At 65.1% G+C, this 14,892-nt stretch carries 18 protein-coding genes; 14 read left to right on the top strand and 4 right to left on the bottom strand.

Annotation, left to right across the window (positions count from 1 at the left end; genetic code table 11):
• Positions 1-209: 209 nt before the first annotated feature.
• Genes FPY90_RS07465 through FPY90_RS07450 form a run of 4 tightly spaced genes read right to left on the bottom strand, consistent with a single transcriptional unit; the run spans position 210 to position 3,381 of the window.
• The gene (locus FPY90_RS07465) at positions 210-584 is read right to left on the bottom strand and encodes a flagellar assembly protein FliW (RefSeq protein ID WP_498684795.1); all 375 of its coding nucleotides are present in this window, start codon (positions 582-584) and stop codon (positions 210-212) included.
• A complete protein-coding gene (gene flgL / locus FPY90_RS07460; RefSeq protein ID WP_498684794.1) occupies positions 581-1,459 on the bottom strand; it encodes a flagellar hook-associated protein FlgL in 879 nt (292 codons plus the stop codon). Before flgL ends, FPY90_RS07465 begins: the two co-directional genes overlap by 4 nt.
• A 17-nt stretch (positions 1,460-1,476) precedes the next feature.
• Complete coding sequence (gene flgK, locus FPY90_RS07455) at positions 1,477-2,886, bottom strand: flagellar hook-associated protein FlgK (protein WP_498684793.1); 1,410 nt, start codon at positions 2,884-2,886, stop codon at positions 1,477-1,479.
• Between the two features lie 9 nt (positions 2,887-2,895).
• Positions 2,896-3,381 carry a flagellar protein FlgN gene (locus FPY90_RS07450; protein ID WP_498684792.1) on the bottom strand — a complete coding sequence of 162 codons (486 nt, stop codon included), beginning with the start codon at positions 3,379-3,381 and terminating at the stop codon, positions 2,896-2,898.
• 245 nt (positions 3,382-3,626) lie between these two features.
• Here FPY90_RS07450 and FPY90_RS07445 point away from each other — a divergent pair, with 245 nt between their 5' ends.
• The 14 genes from FPY90_RS07445 to FPY90_RS07380 all read left to right on the top strand — a co-directional run bounded on the left by FPY90_RS07445 (position 3,627) and on the right by FPY90_RS07380 (position 14,515).
• A complete protein-coding gene (locus FPY90_RS07445) occupies positions 3,627-4,415 on the top strand; it encodes a sigma-70 family RNA polymerase sigma factor (RefSeq protein WP_498685539.1) in 789 nt (262 codons plus the stop codon).
• 117 nt (positions 4,416-4,532) lie between these two features.
• Positions 4,533-5,369, top strand: a complete 837-nt coding sequence (locus tag FPY90_RS07440) for a flagellin N-terminal helical domain-containing protein (RefSeq protein WP_498684791.1) — start codon at positions 4,533-4,535, stop codon at positions 5,367-5,369.
• Positions 5,370-5,533: 164 nt separating this feature from the next.
• Positions 5,534-6,838: a flagellar filament capping protein FliD gene (gene fliD / locus FPY90_RS07435; protein ID WP_498684790.1), complete on the top strand. Its 1,305-nt coding sequence runs from the start codon at positions 5,534-5,536 to the stop codon at positions 6,836-6,838.
• 2 nt (positions 6,839-6,840) lie between these two features.
• Positions 6,841-7,245 carry a flagellar export chaperone FliS gene (fliS, locus tag FPY90_RS07430; protein ID WP_498684789.1) on the top strand — a complete coding sequence of 135 codons (405 nt, stop codon included), beginning with the start codon at positions 6,841-6,843 and terminating at the stop codon, positions 7,243-7,245.
• On the top strand, positions 7,238-7,567 hold the full coding sequence (locus FPY90_RS07425) for a hypothetical protein (RefSeq protein ID WP_498684788.1): 330 nt from the start codon (positions 7,238-7,240) through the stop codon (positions 7,565-7,567). Before fliS ends, FPY90_RS07425 begins: the two co-directional genes overlap by 8 nt.
• A 114-nt stretch (positions 7,568-7,681) precedes the next feature.
• Positions 7,682-8,023: a flagellar basal body rod protein FlgB gene (locus tag FPY90_RS07420; RefSeq protein ID WP_498685537.1), complete on the top strand. Its 342-nt coding sequence runs from the start codon at positions 7,682-7,684 to the stop codon at positions 8,021-8,023.
• Positions 8,023-8,415, top strand: coding sequence for a flagellar basal body rod protein FlgC (locus FPY90_RS07415; protein ID WP_498684787.1), 393 nt, complete (start codon positions 8,023-8,025; stop codon positions 8,413-8,415). Before FPY90_RS07420 ends, FPY90_RS07415 begins: the two co-directional genes overlap by 1 nt.
• A complete protein-coding gene (gene fliE / locus FPY90_RS07410) occupies positions 8,415-8,723 on the top strand; it encodes a flagellar hook-basal body complex protein FliE (RefSeq protein ID WP_498684786.1) in 309 nt (102 codons plus the stop codon). The genes FPY90_RS07415 and fliE overlap by 1 nt, the downstream gene beginning before the upstream one ends.
• Positions 8,723-10,315 carry a flagellar basal-body MS-ring/collar protein FliF gene (fliF, locus tag FPY90_RS07405; RefSeq protein ID WP_498684785.1) on the top strand — a complete coding sequence of 531 codons (1,593 nt, stop codon included), beginning with the start codon at positions 8,723-8,725 and terminating at the stop codon, positions 10,313-10,315. Before fliE ends, fliF begins: the two co-directional genes overlap by 1 nt.
• A complete protein-coding gene (gene fliG, locus FPY90_RS07400; protein WP_083410934.1) occupies positions 10,312-11,343 on the top strand; it encodes a flagellar motor switch protein FliG in 1,032 nt (343 codons plus the stop codon). The genes fliF and fliG overlap by 4 nt, the downstream gene beginning before the upstream one ends.
• On the top strand, positions 11,333-11,947 hold the full coding sequence (locus FPY90_RS07395; RefSeq protein ID WP_498684784.1) for a FliH/SctL family protein: 615 nt from the start codon (positions 11,333-11,335) through the stop codon (positions 11,945-11,947). Before fliG ends, FPY90_RS07395 begins: the two co-directional genes overlap by 11 nt.
• Positions 11,944-13,263, top strand: a complete 1,320-nt coding sequence (locus tag FPY90_RS07390; RefSeq protein WP_498684783.1) for a FliI/YscN family ATPase — start codon at positions 11,944-11,946, stop codon at positions 13,261-13,263. Before FPY90_RS07395 ends, FPY90_RS07390 begins: the two co-directional genes overlap by 4 nt.
• Positions 13,263-13,688, top strand: coding sequence for a flagellar FliJ family protein (locus FPY90_RS07385; protein ID WP_498684782.1), 426 nt, complete (start codon positions 13,263-13,265; stop codon positions 13,686-13,688). The genes FPY90_RS07390 and FPY90_RS07385 overlap by 1 nt, the downstream gene beginning before the upstream one ends.
• Entirely contained in the window at positions 13,685-14,515 is an 831-nt protein-coding gene (locus FPY90_RS07380; RefSeq protein WP_498684780.1) for a C40 family peptidase, read from the top strand. Before FPY90_RS07385 ends, FPY90_RS07380 begins: the two co-directional genes overlap by 4 nt.
• Positions 14,516-14,892 lie beyond the last annotated feature (377 nt).

Here is a 14,892-nt window from a genome sequence, read left to right as displayed (position 1 = left end):
GCCAGGATGCGGGACCGAGGCTCTCGGCCCGCACGTATTGCCAATCCTAGGGCGCACCTTGGCCATAAGACAGGTTTGGGATGGGGAAAATATGGCACGTCACTGAGCTGCGGTGCCGGGGGAGCAGCCTGCAGAAGTGTGCTGCCGCTGCTGGTGCCAGGCCGGCCGGAGCGGCTCCGGCACTGCGGGGAGGCAATCAGGCCATGGAATCAGAGCGGCAGGGCCGAGCGGATGGGCCAGTCCTGGCCCTCGAGGATGATCTGGGCGCACGTGCCGGTGTCGGAGTTGAACACCAGCGGGGCGAGCAAGTTGACGCTCGCTTGGCTGTCGGAGGTGTTCACAATGACCAGGACGCCCCGGGACCCGGGCTCCGGATCCCCGAGCAGCGCCATTTGTTCGTTGGTGAACACCGGCTTGTAGTCGGCTAGATGCAATCCCGCATCCAGCACGAAGAGGCGCAGCCCCGCGGCCTGCGGGGAAGCCAACGAGTACAGACCCATCGCACCCTCGACGGGCTCCAGGGACAGCGTGGTGGCCTCGGGGAATCCCGGCAGGGGAGTGGCGGGAACCAGTACCCGGCTCATCGCAGGAAGTCCATCAGTGAAGGCTGCAGGGTGCGAGCCGCGGCGGACAGGGCCGCCTGGTATGCCACTTCCTGGGTCTTGAGCTCCAGTATGACCTTGCCCAGATCGATGTCCTCGATGCCGCTGCGGCGGGCTTCCAAGGAGACGGCGTCCGAGAGCAGTGCGTCGTCGGCGGCAAGCACGGCCGCGTGGCTGGCACCGATGGTGGCCTGGGCGCCGAGGACCTTCTGCAGGCTCTCATCGACATCGCCGATCTTTGGGGAGATGTTGGTCCCCGCAATCAGTGCATCGGCAATGTCCTTCACGAGCTTGAACACGCTGTCATTCCCTTCCCCGAAGACGTCTTTACCGGCGGCGTCCACGCGGACCGTCGAGTTCGGGCCGATGCGGCGTTGCACCTCGGCGGTGGCGTGGAACTGGTATGTGGTCTTGTCCAGCGCGTCGGATTCGTTGGTGGTTCCAGCAAAGACGCTCCGGCCCATGAATTGTGTGTTGGCCGCGTTGACCAAGGCGTCGTGAAGCTGGAGGAGCTCCACGGCAATGGCTTCCTTGGCGGCCGGGTTCAGGGCGCCGTCGTTGGCTCCCTTGACCGTGAGGTCGCGGACCTGCTGGATGATGTCGGTCGCGCTGGTCAGGGCCTTGTCCGTGGTGGAGAGCCAGCCATTGGCATCCTGCACATTGCGAGAGAACTGTGCATTTAGTCGCTGCTCGGCGCGCAGGGCCATGACATTTGCGGTGCCCGAAGGATCGTCGCTGGGCTTGCCGATCTCCTTCTGAGTGCCGGCCTTGTTCTGGATCGTGGCCAGCCGGGTCATGGCTGCCTGCAGGTTGCGCTCGGCATTGAGGTTGAGTGCCGCGGTCGTGATTCTGGTCATGGGTTTGGTTCCTTCCCCTAGCGTCCGACGAGCCCGGTGCGGTTGATCAGCGTGTCGAGCATTTCATCGATGGCCGTCATGACGCGCGCGGCCCCCTGGAAGGCATGCTGGTTGGCGATCAGTGCAACGTTCTCCTCATCCAGCGACACCGCGGAGACCGATTGTTGGGCGTTGATGGCCCCGGAGGCCGCCACCGCGGTGGAGACCGCTTGCTGGGCCTCGGCGCGGGTGGTTGTCCCGATCTTGATGACCAGGTTCGCCCACAAGGCGTCGGGACCGCCGGGCACCTTGCCGAGTTCCGCCATCTTCGCGGCGTTGGAACCGTCCAGGTTTCCGCCGGGGGTACTGCTGGTGGCAAGGTCTGCGGCCCCCTGGGCCAGAACCGACAAGTTGCCGGTGGCATCGAAACCGAAGAAGGCCAGACCCTTGTCTCCGGCCACGGTGAAGCCGTTTGCCTGGACATTGTTGACGCGATCGGCCAGTTCCTTGGCGATGCCTTCGAGTGATTCGGCGGCCTCGGCGAGCGAGCCTCCGGTGCCAGTGAGGTCGGCCGGTGCCAGGACCGCGAGCGCCCCGGCGAGCCGCCCGGATTGGAGGGCAATCGGCGACCCGGTGCGGTGGGCCCACTGGATGGATGGCGGGGAACCTGCGCCACCGAAGTTCAAGGCTCCTGTGGCTTCCAGCGGGCGGACAGTGTTGCCGGTGACCAAGGCATTTCCGTCGATCAGCACGTCGATGGTGCCGTCGGGCAGTTCGCGGACGGTTGCACCGGAAAGCTCGGCGATGTTCTGGGTCAACAGGTCCCGCTGATCCAGCAGGGCGTTGGGCGTGCCGCCGGATGCGACGGTCGAGCGGATCTGTTCGTTCAGGCCTGCAATGGCGGTGGCCGCGGCGTTGATGTCCCCGACCATGGTGTCCAAGCTTTGGCGCTGGGCTTCCCACTGGTCGGAGATCTCGGTGCGGGAGAGGCCGATGCGGTTGACCACCGCCTTGGCGCGCTCGATCAGGACTGCGGCGGGCGAGCTCTCGCCGGGCTGGATGGCCACATCCTGCCAACCCGCCCAAAAGCCGTTGAGCAGTGCGGAGAGCCCGTTCTCGCCCGGTTCCCGCAGGATGCCCTCGAGGTTCGTCATGGCCTCGGCGCGGGTGTCGGACTGGGCAGCCAGGGCGATGGTGCCGCGCACGCGGGCATCGAGATGTGCATCGGCCAGGCGGGCAATTCCTGTCAGGGCCACACCTTGTCCGACTCCGGGCCTGGAAGCCAGCAGGCCCGTCGATGCCACGGAGCCGACGGAAAGGAAGTCGGCGCGTTGCCGGGTGTAACCGGCCGTGCCCACGTTTGCCATGTTGTTGCCGGCCGTCTCCATCGCCAGGCGCGCGGCATTCAGGCCGGACATGGCCGTGTTCAGGCCACTGAATGTACTCACGTCGGTTCCTTAAAGGTTGGTGTCGATGATGTGTGCGCCGGCGTTTCGCGAGGCAGAAGCCCCTGCCGGGCCATACAGCGAGGGGTCGTCACTCAGGGTCGCCAGGGTTTCTTGGGTGGAGCGGTGGGCGGCCCGCAGGTATTGTTCGTTGGCGTCCCGCAACTGGCCGATCTCGGCACCGGTATGTCGCAAGGCCGCCAGATGTGCGCCCAGGATTTCATTCCACGGGCCTTCGGGTGCGGCTTCGATGATTTCCGACAGGGGCGCTGCTGCGTCAAGTCCCCAGGACAAGGCAACCCGCGCCGCTTCGACGGCACGGTTCAAGCCCGCGGCATTGACCTTTTCCAAGACGTTCTCGATCTCGCGTGTGGCCAACTGAATCCATTGGGACTTGCCGGCAACGAGCAAAAGATGCTGTTCCTCCAACTTGAAGTGCAGCAGCTCAAGTAGTTCCCGTTCTTTCCACAACAGGGCCGACAGCTCATTGGTACCCATGATTTTTATCTCTCCAAAACTGTTGTGCCCCCAATAATTTCCCCAGTCATAGGAGTCTATCGGCCGACACAAAGTGAACGTTAGTTAACCAACGAGCCATTTAGGCCGAAATGCGGCTAACATCTGTTCTTGGGGAAATACGCATTTGGGGAAAATGGCTAGTTGGCCAGAGGCGATAGCTTCTGGACTTTTGATCACTCAAATGGACAAGGACGATCCGGTTGGAGCGACAAGTACGCAACCAGATGGTATTGGAAAACCTTCCACTGGTAGGTTACCTCGCGGCGGAACTATGCGCGAAGGCGACGCATCTCTCGCGTGAAGATTTGGCGTCGGTGGGGGCCATTGCCCTGATCACCGCGGCGGATTCCTTTGACGACACCCTCGGGGTTCCTTTCGGGGCCTACGCCCGGCGGCGCATCGTGGGTGCCTTTGCCGATGACATGCGCTCAAACGATTGGGCGACGCGTGGGGCACGCAAGAAAATCACCGAAACGCGCACCGTCCAGGATTCCTTGACAGCCGCGCTGGGGCGAACTCCCTCGGTTGCCGAACTGTCCGAGGCGCTGGGCCTTGACCAGACGACTACTCTGGCGATCTTGAGCGACTCGGCACGTACCGTGGTGGCGATCGATGACACCATGAACGACTACCTCTCTTCCGGCATCGAGACCCCGGAAGAATCATTGCTCGAATCCGAACGCACCAAGGTCATCCGCGACGCCGTCGCGGCGCTGCCGGAGAACCTGCGCGTGGTCATCGAACGCATCTACTTCGAGGGTTCTACCGTGAAGGAACTCGCAACCGAAATGGGGGTCACGCACTCGGCCGTATCCCAGCGGCGCACCGCGGCCATGAAGCTGCTGTATGAAGGTCTGCAAACGCGCTACATCCCGGACCAGGAACCCCTGCCGGAATCCAGCCTCACCAGGGCGGCCACCCAGCGGCGGGAGCAGTACCTGAAGGACTTCGGTGAGCGCGTTGCCGGGGGCATCGTGCGGTTGGCCGGGCAGCCGGTCTGGCCTTCGGCGTAGAGGCCCAACACCTATTTCCCGTAACTGCTAACCGTCCTTGTTCGGTGGTCGATAGTCGGTGATTGAGGTCCACGGACGGACCTTGGTACATACACCCGTCTCACGGAGGAAATCACCATGGGTATGCAGATCAACACCAACATCGCGGCGCTGAATGCTCACCGCAACCTTTCCAACACGCAGAACGACCTCTCCAAGTCGCTGGAGAAGCTTTCCTCAGGCCTGCGCATCAACCGCGCAGCCGACGATGCTGCAGGTCTGTCAATCTCCGAGGGGCTCCGCGCACAGGTCAACGGCATGAATGTTGCGGCACGTAACGCGCAGGATGGCATCTCGGTCATCCAGACTGCTGAAGGTGCCCTGACCGAGGTGCACTCCATCCTGCAGCGCATGCGCGACCTCGCTGTCCAGGGCGGTAACGACTCGAACAACGATGATTCCCGTCTTGCAATCAAGGCTGAAGCGGACCAGCTCGGCAAAGAACTAGACCGTATCACCCAGGGAACCAACTTCAACGGCATCGAAGTCCTCAAGGGCGACACCCTGAGCTTCCAAGTTGGTGCGGGTGACACGGCCAACGATGTTATCTCGTTGACGCTGGCCAATGTCGCAACTGACATCGGCGCCATGGGCTCGGCCACAGGCGCAACTGACTTCAAAGTTGCCACAGCCGCCGAAGCAACCGCGACGATAACTTTGATCGACAGTGCCATCAAGGCAACGTCGACCTCGCGAGCCAGCCTCGGCGCCGTGCAGAACCGCTTTGAATCCACCATCAACTCTCTCAACGTCACCCGCGAGAACCTGCAGGCTGCAGAGTCCCGTATCCGCGACGTCGACATGGCTGGCGAAATGGTGAACTTCACCCGCTCGAACATCCTCTCCCAGGCCGGTACCGCCATGCTCGCGCAGGCAAACCAGTCCAACCAGGGTGTCCTGCAGCTTCTCGGCTAATCATCCAACGCCGCTTGGCAACCAAGCAGCTACTGGGCCACGGATGGTCTAGGGCCTGCGCCAAGCAACCATCGATCTCCCGTGGCAGGTGCCGACTCATTGAGTTCGGTGGCTGCCACGGGAGATTCGCGGTATCCACACCACAGCTAGAAAGCGGAGAATACATGGGCCTGGCACTCGACGGACTCGCCAGCGGGCTGGATACCACCTCGCTGATCAAATCCCTGATGCAGGTCGAAGCGATCCCGCAGGCCATCCTGAAAAACAAGGTCAGCGCCACCAAGACCATGGTCGCAGCCCTTCAGGCATTGAACACCAAGGTTGCAGACCTGGCCACACTGACGACGAAGCTGGCCAAACCCGAGTCGCTCCAGCTGTTCAACACCGCGGGAAGCTCCGAAGGCCTGAAAGTCACGACCTCCACCGGGGCCACCTCGGGCACCCTCGACCTGACGGTCGACAAACTCGCCCAAAGCCAGCTGCAGGTATCCGATCCCGTCACCGAATGGGACGTCTCGTCCTTTACCATCGCCGCGGGTGGCGCCGACACGGTCATCACGGCCATATCGAGCTCCCTCGATGACATCATTGCCGCAGTGAACGCCTCGGATACCGGAGTCAAGGCGGTCAAGGTTTCTGCCGGCAACGGGGAGTACCGCGTGCAGTTCTCCGCAGCCGAAACCGGTGCAGAGAACGCCTTCAAAATTTCTGGAACCACCGTTCCGATGACCCAGATCCGGGCGGCGCAGGACGCCGAAGCCACGCTTTGGGCCGGCACCGCCGCCGAACAGACGATCACCTCGTCCACAAACACCTTTGCGGCACTCCTGCCCGGGGTCGATGTCACCGTTTCGAAAGTATCGACCGAGCCGGTGACGGTTTCGATCGATCGCGACAACGAGGCCACCTCGAAGGTCGCCTCGGACCTGGTCGATTCCTTGAACGATCTATTCAAGTTCCTTGCCACGAACTCGTCCGTCACCTCGGGCACCGGCGGCGCCACCAAGGGCATGATCTTCACCGGCGACAGCACCGCACGCGACGTGAAGCAGCGCATCATGGATGCCGCCATCATGCCGATCGATTCGAAGTCCCCGTCGGAAATCGGAATTTCCATCACCAAGGACGGAAAACTCGAGTTCGACGCCGAGAAGTTCTCCAAGGCCCTGACCGAGGACCCCGCCCGCGTCGAATCGGTGCTCAGCACCATCTCCTCGCGCGTCTCCACGGTTGCTTCGAACATGTCCGACAAGTACGACGGGGCCATCACCTCCAGGATCAAGGGCCAGGAATCGATGGTCTCTCGCCTAGACACACAGATCCTTGACTGGGACCGCCGACTGAACAGCCGCGAGGCCACACTGAAGCGGATCTACTCGTCCTTGGAAGTGCAGTTGAGCAACCTCAACTCGCAACAGTCATACCTGGCCTCCCAGCTGGCCTCGCTCCCGACCACGCAGAAGAAGTGATGATGAACCCGGCCCTGAAACGTGCGCAGCTCAACCGCGAGGCGATCCTTTCGGCGAGCCCCGCGCGCCTGCTCACCATGCTCTACGATCGCCTGCTGCTTGACTTGAACCGGGCCGAAGCCGCCCAGCAGGCTGGGCAGTGGTCGGTGGCCTCGGAAAACCTGGTGCACGCCCAGTCGATCATTGCCGAACTGATTTCCTCCCTGAACAGCGATGTCTGGTCGGGGGCTACGCAGTTGCACAGCATTTACGCCTTCGCCACCCAGCTGCTCATCGAAGCCAACATCAAGCGCGACCCGGCATTGACCCGCCAAGCCATCACGCTGATGGAACCGTTGCGCCAGACCTGGCACGAGGCCGCGGCTGCACCTGCCGCACCCGTAGCCGGCGGCGAACACATTGGCTGATAGCCCGGACCCGCACCACAGCTCCGGTTCCTGGGAGTGGTTCCTCGAGGAGCTGGAGGCCCACGTGGCAGCGCTGCGCTCGGCCGCCGCGGAAGAATCCCTGCTGCTGGAACTGCCCGTCGCTCCGTGGCACCCGCCTGAAGGCCTAGGCGAGATCCCGCAGGAGCTCGCACCGCGGGCCGCGGACTTGCTCTCCCAGATGCAGGGACTGGCCCCGCTGCTCGAACAGCGCCGCGAGGCCACCATGAAGCAGCTGCGCGCCGTCGACTCCGTTCCCCGGGACACCGGGCAGACGTCCATCTACCTGGATTCAATCGGATAGAGCAAACAGCTAACGGTTAGCTGACATCGGCCGATGGTCTAGGAAGAGCACGGATAGCTCACTTTCCTTTTGCGCCCACGGATGGGCCACGCACCGACCCTGGAGCAATTCGTCGTGTTCGATTCCGTCACGTCCCTGGCGCTGGAAAGCGCGCTGGACGGCCTGGCTCTGCGTCAGCGTGCCATCGCCAACAACATCGCGAACGTCAACACCCCCGGCTACCACGCCCGCCGTGTCGAGTTCGAATCCGCCCTGGCCAAGTCCGTGTCCGAGGGCAACGGCCACGTTGCCGCAACCACGTCCACCTCGCTGGAGCCCACGCGCCTTGACGGAAACAACGTGAACCTGGATACCGAGACGCTGTCCAACATCGACACCGTGCTGCGCTACCAGTTCGCCACCCAGGCGGCTTCCGGGCCCTTCAACTCCATCCGCACTGCACTTCGGAGCAACTAATGTTTGACGCCATCGGAATCGCGGGAACCGCGCTGACTGTCCACCGCAAGTGGCTCGACGCCGTTTCCGACAACCTCGCCAACGCCAACACAGCCACCTCCACCGACGGCGACGCCTTCCGGGCCCGCTATGTCCTGGCCCAGGCCGGTGCCGAAAACACCGGGGTCTACGTTGCCGGGACAGAGCTGGGGGACGCGGCCGGGCGCATCGTCCACGAACCGGACCACCCGCTGGCCGATGCCGAGGGCAACGTCCGCTACCCGGACATCGATATGTCCGAGCAGATGGGAAGCCTGATCATGGCGCAGCGCGGATACCAGGTCAACGCGGCCGTGGTGGACCGCGCCAAGGAAACCTACCAGGCAGCACTTCAGATCGGACGCAACCAATAATGGCCTTCGAAATCGGCCCAGTCGCGGGCGTCAGCCCCACCCTGCCCACCGGCTACCTGCGCGCCGCCGGAACGCCGTCCACCGACGGCTCGGCCTTCGCCACCGCTCTGGGTGGGGCCGTGGATTCGGTCCAGTCCCTGCAGGCCACCTCGAATGATCTTTCGATCAAGGCAGTGACCGGGGACCTGACCGACATCCACGCGGCCACGCTTGCCTCGACGCGTTCCGCGGTCGCCCTGGAAATGGTGTCCACCTTCCGCAACCGCGGTGTTGAGGCCTTCAACGAAATCATGAGGATGCAAGCCTAGTGGCTAACGTTCCAGCGCCCGTGACCAAGGCACTCGATGCCGTGCGCGGCTTTTCCCTGGCCCAGCGCACCATCGCCCTGATCGGGGTCGCCGTCCTGGTCCTGGGCTCCATTGCCTTGGTGGCCTTCATGAGCCAACCCAAGCTGACCCCGCTGTTCACTGGTCTTGCGCCGGAGGATGCCGCGGGCATCGTCGAACAGCTCCAGGCCGATGCGGTTCCCTATGAGCTGACCGGGGGAGGGGGCACCATCCTGGTGCCCGAGGCCAACGTCTACGACTCGCGGCTCAAAGCCGCCGCCGCAGGGATGCCCAGCGCCGGAACCAGCGGCTACTCGCTGCTTGACGACATGGGCGTGACTTCGAGCGAATTCCAGCAGTCCATCACCTACAAGCGCGCCCTCGAGGGAGAACTGGCCACCACTATCGGTGCCATGGACGGCATCAAGCTCGCCTCGGTGAAGCTGGCCATCCCAGAACAAACCGTTTTCGTGGATTCCAAGACAAACCCCACGGCCTCGATCTTCGTCGAGACCAAGCCGAACGTAAACCTCACCAGCAGCCAGGTCCAATCCATCGTCCATTTGACCTCCTCGGCCGTAGACGGCATGAAGGCCGAAGACATCTCGGTCGTGGATTCCACCGGCAAGCTGCTCTCCGCCGCAGGCGTCGGGCTCACCGGAGGGGCCGAGAAGCAAACAGCCGACTACGAATCCCGGGTCGCTTCGGTCATCCAGGGAATGCTGGACCGCGTGGTGGGCCCGGGCAACGCCACGGTGGCCGTCGCCGCGGATCTCTCCCTGGAATCGGCCGAACGCACCGAGGAATCCTTCACCAACCCCGAAGGCAACCCCGCGTTGACCGAGTCAAGCAAGGAAGAAGAATACGAGGGCAGCGGCGGTGCCGGAGCCGGGATACTGGGACCGGACAACATAGCGGTGCCCGGTGGGTCCAACGGCGAGGGAACCTTCAACTCCACCGACACCCAACGCACCAATGCGGTGAACAAGGTGACCGAAAACCGATTGATCCCCTCCGGCACGCTCAACCGCCAGAGCGTGTCCGTCGCCCTGGATGCCGCGGCCGCCCAGGGTCTGGACATCCCCGAGATCACCCAGATGGTCAGCACCGCGGCGGGCATCGACACCGAGCGCAACGACACCGTCAACGTCTCGGTGGTCCCGTTCAACGCGGACGCAGCCACCGCCGCGCAGGACGCCCTGGCCGCGGCCGCCGCCGCGGAGACAGCCGCGCGCAACGCCGCCCTGCAGAAGAACCTGATCATCGGCGGGGTCATCGCCCTGGCCCTGCTGCTGGCAACCGTCTACGCGCTGTACGTGCGGCGCAACAAGCAAAACCGGGAACCGGTCGACCTGGGCGAATTCCGCGAATTCGCCCCGCTGCCGCCCGCTCCCGCCGCGGTCACGAACCCCGAGACGATGGCCATCAGCCAGGTGCCCATCCCGGAACCGGCACTCGCGCTGGCGACCCCGCACCACGTCAAGCGCGACGAGCTCTCGGCCCTGGCCGCCAGCGACCCGGCCAAGATGGCCGACTACCTGCGCTCCGTGATGGACGATAGGGGCAACGAATGAAACAGGACCCAAGCAATGCAGCCCGAAAGCTGACCGGCATCCAAAAGGCCGCGATCGTGCTGATGCAGCTGGACCAGCACCACGCGGCCGAGGTCATGCGCCAATTCACCGAGTTCGAGGCCGACGAGATTGCCGCCGAACTGGTGCGCCTGCGCCGTATCGACGCCGGGACGATCGAAGACACCATCGACGAGATCCACGAGATGGCCACCTCCGGCAAGCCCACCGCGCGCGGCGGCCGGGACGTGGCGGCGGGCCTGCTGGAAGCCTCCTTCGGCAGCGAAAAGGCGACCACGGTGATGAACCGGCTGTCCTCCTCGATGTCAGGAATGACCTTCGAGTTCCTCGACGGCAGCGACCCGGCGCACATCGCCTCGCTGCTCGACGGGGAACTGCCCCAAACCATTGCCCTGGTGTTGGCCCACCTGCGTCCCGAGGTCGCCTCGGTGGTGCTGGCCGGGTTCGAGGGCCCGGCCCGCACCGACACCGCCAGGGCCCTGGCCACCATGGGCACCGCGGTGCCTGAGGCGGTGCGCGTGGTCGCGGAGGAATTGAAGAAGCGCACCGGATCGGTCATGACGAGCCACGAACCGCTCGAGACCGTCGGGGGGATCCAGCCCCTGGTGGACATCCTGAATCGCTCGGACGTCACGATGGAGAAGGACCTGCTGGCCTCCCTGGACGAACGGGACCCCGAGCTGGCCGAGGAAGTCCGCTCGCGCATGCTCTCCTTCGCGGACCTGGTCAAGTTCGAACGCCGCGACGTCCAGCGCGTGCTGCGCGGGGTCGACCCGACCACGCTGGCCTTCGCGCTCAAGGGCGCGGCGGCCGAGGTCGAGGAAACCATCCGCGCCAACATCTCCGACCGCACCAAGGAAATCCTTGACGCGGAAATCTCCTCCATGGGCAAGGTCCGCCTCTCGCAGGTCGAGGAGGCCCGCGCCGACGTCGTCCAATCGATCCGGGCGCTGGAAGCCAGCGGCGAGATCACCATCAAGCGCGGCGATGAGGATGACTATGTCCTCTGACGCCCAGGGGTTCGAACCGGTGCATTTCAGCGTGCTCGCTCCCTCGTCCGGGGACCGGCGCGAGGCCGGCGCCTCGCATGCGCACGGCTATGCCAGCGGCTACGCGCAGGGCATCCGCGCCGCCGAGGCCGTGGCGCGGACCGCGCGCGAGGATGCAGCACGGACCGCCGCCGAGGCCGAAGCCGCACGGCGGGTAGAACACGCCGACGCGTTGCGCGCCCTGGCCGGTGCCGCTGCGGCCCTGAACGCACGCACCGTTCCGGTGCTGGAGGAGGCCTCCGGCGTGCTGGTGGAATCCGCGCTGCTGCTCGCGGAAAAGATCGTGGGAAAGGAGCTTTCCAACGACCGCTTCGGGGCCAAGGCTGCACTGGACCGCGCCATGGATGGCATCGACGCGGCCACCGTGCGCCAGGTGCGGATGAATCCGCAGGATCTGGCGCTGTTGGACCTGGACACCGTGCCGGGCACCTCGATCGCGCTGGTTGCCGATCCGTCCCTGGCCCGCGGGGACGCGCTGACCGCATTCGAATCCGGATTCCTTGACGCGCGCATTTCAACCGCCCTTGAACGGGCCGCCGCCGCCTTGCGGAGCGGAATCGCATGAGCCTGGATACGCGTTCCTGGGAGGGCCTCGGTGCCGCGCTGTCCGCGGCCGGACCGGTGCCCATGGGGGTCGTCTCCTCCGTGGTGGGCCTGGGCCTGGAGGTTTCCGGGCTCAACGCCCCGGTAGGCACCGTGCTGCACATCGGGGAGAAGAAGATCCCCGCCGAGGTCGTGGCCGCCCGCAGCGACACCCTGCACTGCATGCCGCTGGGAGCCCTGGACGAGATCCAGGTGGGCGACTTCGTGCACAGCAGCGGCACCGCGGCCTACATCCCGGTCGGCACCGGCCTGCTGGGACGGGTGCTGAACGGGCTGGGAAACCCCATTGATGGCCTGGGTGCGCTGGGGGAGCACACCATGGTGCCCATGGAGAACCAGGCACCGGCCGCCCTGGAGCGAAGCAGGATCACCGACCCGCTGCAGCTGGGGGTCCGGGTCATGGACACGCTCACGGCGGTGGGTGCCGGGCAACGCATCGGCCTGTTTGCAGGCTCCGGCGTCGGGAAGTCCTCGCTGCTATCCATGATTGCCCGCGGCACCGCCGCGCAGGTCAACGTCATCGCCCTGGTGGGGGAGCGCGGGCGCGAGGTCCGCGAATTCCTCGAGGAAGACCTGGGTGCCGAGGGACTGGCCCGGTCCATCGTCGTGGTGTCCACCGCGGACGAGCCGGCACGCATGCGTCTGCGGGCGGCCTTCGTCGCCACCCGCATCGCCGAGTCGTTCCGCGAATCCGGTGCGCAGGTGCTGCTGATGATGGATTCGCTGACCCGCGTGGCCATGGCCCAGCGCGAGATCGGCTTGTCGGCCGGCGAACCGCCGGCAACCCGCGGCTACCCGCCCTCGACCTTCTCGTTGCTGGCCAGGCTCCTGGAACGCGCCGGAACCTCGGCGAACGGGTCGATCACCGGGATCTACACCGTGCTGGTGGACGGGGACGACCACAACGAACCCATCGCCGATGCGACCCGCTCGCTGCTGGACGGGCACATCGTGTTGGACCGCAAGCTGGCCATTGCCGGGCATTTCCCCTCCATCGACGCCCTGGCCTCGGTCTCGCGCGTTGCCTCGAAGGTCACCACCCGGGAGCAGGCCCGGGCAGCCGGAACGCTGCGTAAGGTCTTGGCCGCGCGGCGCTCTGTGCAGGACCTGCTCGACGTAGGCGCCTACCAGCGCGGCAGCAACCCGCTGGCCGACGCCGCGGTCGACCATGAAGGGCGAATCAACGATTTCCTGCAACAACGTCTCGAGGAACCGGTGCCCAGCACCCAGTCCTGGGCCGAGCTTGAATCGCTACTGCTTTCCATGGGGGTGTCCTGATGTCCAAGGGATTTGCACTGTCCAGCCTGCTGAGGCTGCGCGGCCTGCAGGAAACCAAGGCCGCCGGCCAACTCGCCGCGGCCAACCACGCCCTGCGCCGGGGCACCGGTGAGCGCAACACCGTGCGGGAATCCATCGCGGCTCCCGAGGACGCCCCCGTTGACAGCGGAACGCTGATGGCGCTCATGGCCGCCCGCGCTTCCACGCGCGGCATGCTGCTTGAACTGGATGCCGTGGTCGCGTCCCTGGACTCGGACGCGGACCATGCCCGCGAGGCACACCGGCAGGCCCGGGCCGAGCTGAAGTCCCTGGAAAAGCTGGCCGACCGCCACGAGATCGCCGTCCGCAACCAGGCCCTGGCCCGCGAGCAAGTACTGCTTGACGACCTGGGTGCCACCAACGCCTTCGAAGGGAAGACGCCGTGAGCTTCACCGACATGGCCTCGCGCATCGGTGCGATCCAGGGAACCCTGGCTCGTGTCAGCGGCACCACGGCAACGGCTCGCCCGGAACCGCTGTCGGCCGGCACCGCTTCGGCGGCCTCCATGTATGCGGGGGGATCCGCGGGCACCACTTCCGCGCTGCCCGCAGCCCCTTCAACACCGGCGGCATTCACCCAGGCACTGCAGGAGGCCATGGCCGCCCCGGCGGTGCTCGCCCCCAAGACAGCAACCCCGGCACCTGCCCCCTCCATTGCGCCGGGTACCGGTGCCGCCGCGGGCAAACCGGACGCGGTGCGCAACGAACCAAAGGCAACTAAGGGCGACGTAGACGGGTCGGACGTGGTCGCGGCCGCGAAGAAGTACCTTGGCGTCCCCTATGTGTGGGGCGGCAACAACCCCAAGATCGGACTTGACTGCTCGTCCTTCGTCCAGCACACCTTCAGGGATCTGGGCGTGGAACTTCCGCGCGTTGCCCGTCAGCAGGCCAAGGAAGGCACCGAGGTGCCTTCGCTGTCCCAGGCCAAGCCGGGGGACCTGATCGTCACACGGGGTGGTGGCCATATCGGCATCTACCTGGGTGACAACAAAATGATCCATGCCCCGCGACCCGGCGAAAGCGTGAGCATCCGCAAGCTCTTTGAAACGGATGCCACGATCATGACCATCCGCCGGATCGTGCCCTCTGAAACCTCGGCCCCGGCCGCGGCGAAGCCGGCGGCCGGCGCGACCAAGGAGACAGCCATCGAACAGGCCGAACTTACCGCAGCCGTGCAGCGGGCACTCTTCTCAACGGCGGTGAATGGCGCATGATGCCCCTGATACCAACAACTTCAACTCACCAGCCCGGTGCCGGTGAATCGACCACTGGCTCCGGCACATCGACCCGCGCCGGCGGTGCCGATCTTCCCGCAGCCGCGGCACCGGGGCTGTTCGCCGAACTCTTCGCCTCCATGATTCCTGTTTCGGCACCACGGCAAGAAGCGGACGCTTCTATCCGATCGAAGACGGATCCAGCGGTAGCCCCGGAGGATCCCGCCGCGGACGGACAACCCGCTGCCGCAGCACCCGAGAGAATGGAATCCCCACCGGAGGGCTTGCTGCTGGCGCAGCGGGCGCACTATCCGACCTTGGCACCGTTCGAAGCCACACCGGATGCGGTCTTAAAAGGTTCGACGGGCATGGTCCCT

The sequence above is a fragment of the Arthrobacter sp. C2 genome, from assembly GCA_024207135.1.
Lineage (GTDB): Bacteria > Actinomycetota > Actinomycetes > Actinomycetales > Micrococcaceae > Paeniglutamicibacter.
The sequence above is the reverse complement of the archived record's forward strand: the minus strand, read 5'-3'. Positions and strand labels throughout refer to the sequence as shown.

Excerpts from the sequence above, each read along its gene's own strand:
- FPY90_RS07390 (WP_498684783.1), top strand. The coding sequence starts at position 11,944 with ATGAGCCTGGATACGCGTTCCTGGGAGGGCCTCGGTGCCGCGCTGTCC.
- flgL (WP_498684794.1), bottom strand. The coding sequence starts at position 1,459 with ATGACCAGAATCACGACCGCGGCACTCAACCTCAATGCCGAGCGCAAC.
- FPY90_RS07385 (WP_498684782.1), top strand. The coding sequence starts at position 13,263 with ATGTCCAAGGGATTTGCACTGTCCAGCCTGCTGAGGCTGCGCGGCCTG.
- FPY90_RS07450 (WP_498684792.1), bottom strand. The coding sequence starts at position 3,381 with ATGGGTACCAATGAGCTGTCGGCCCTGTTGTGGAAAGAACGGGAACTA.
- fliG (WP_083410934.1), top strand. The coding sequence starts at position 10,312 with ATGAAACAGGACCCAAGCAATGCAGCCCGAAAGCTGACCGGCATCCAA.
- FPY90_RS07415 (WP_498684787.1), top strand. The coding sequence starts at position 8,023 with ATGTTTGACGCCATCGGAATCGCGGGAACCGCGCTGACTGTCCACCGC.
- FPY90_RS07445 (WP_498685539.1), top strand. The coding sequence starts at position 3,627 with ATGGTATTGGAAAACCTTCCACTGGTAGGTTACCTCGCGGCGGAACTA.
- FPY90_RS07395 (WP_498684784.1), top strand. The coding sequence starts at position 11,333 with ATGTCCTCTGACGCCCAGGGGTTCGAACCGGTGCATTTCAGCGTGCTC.
- FPY90_RS07440 (WP_498684791.1), top strand. The coding sequence starts at position 4,533 with ATGGGTATGCAGATCAACACCAACATCGCGGCGCTGAATGCTCACCGC.
- fliS (WP_498684789.1), top strand. The coding sequence starts at position 6,841 with ATGAACCCGGCCCTGAAACGTGCGCAGCTCAACCGCGAGGCGATCCTT.
- fliE (WP_498684786.1), top strand. The coding sequence starts at position 8,415 with ATGGCCTTCGAAATCGGCCCAGTCGCGGGCGTCAGCCCCACCCTGCCC.
- FPY90_RS07465 (WP_498684795.1), bottom strand. The coding sequence starts at position 584 with ATGAGCCGGGTACTGGTTCCCGCCACTCCCCTGCCGGGATTCCCCGAG.
- fliD (WP_498684790.1), top strand. The coding sequence starts at position 5,534 with ATGGGCCTGGCACTCGACGGACTCGCCAGCGGGCTGGATACCACCTCG.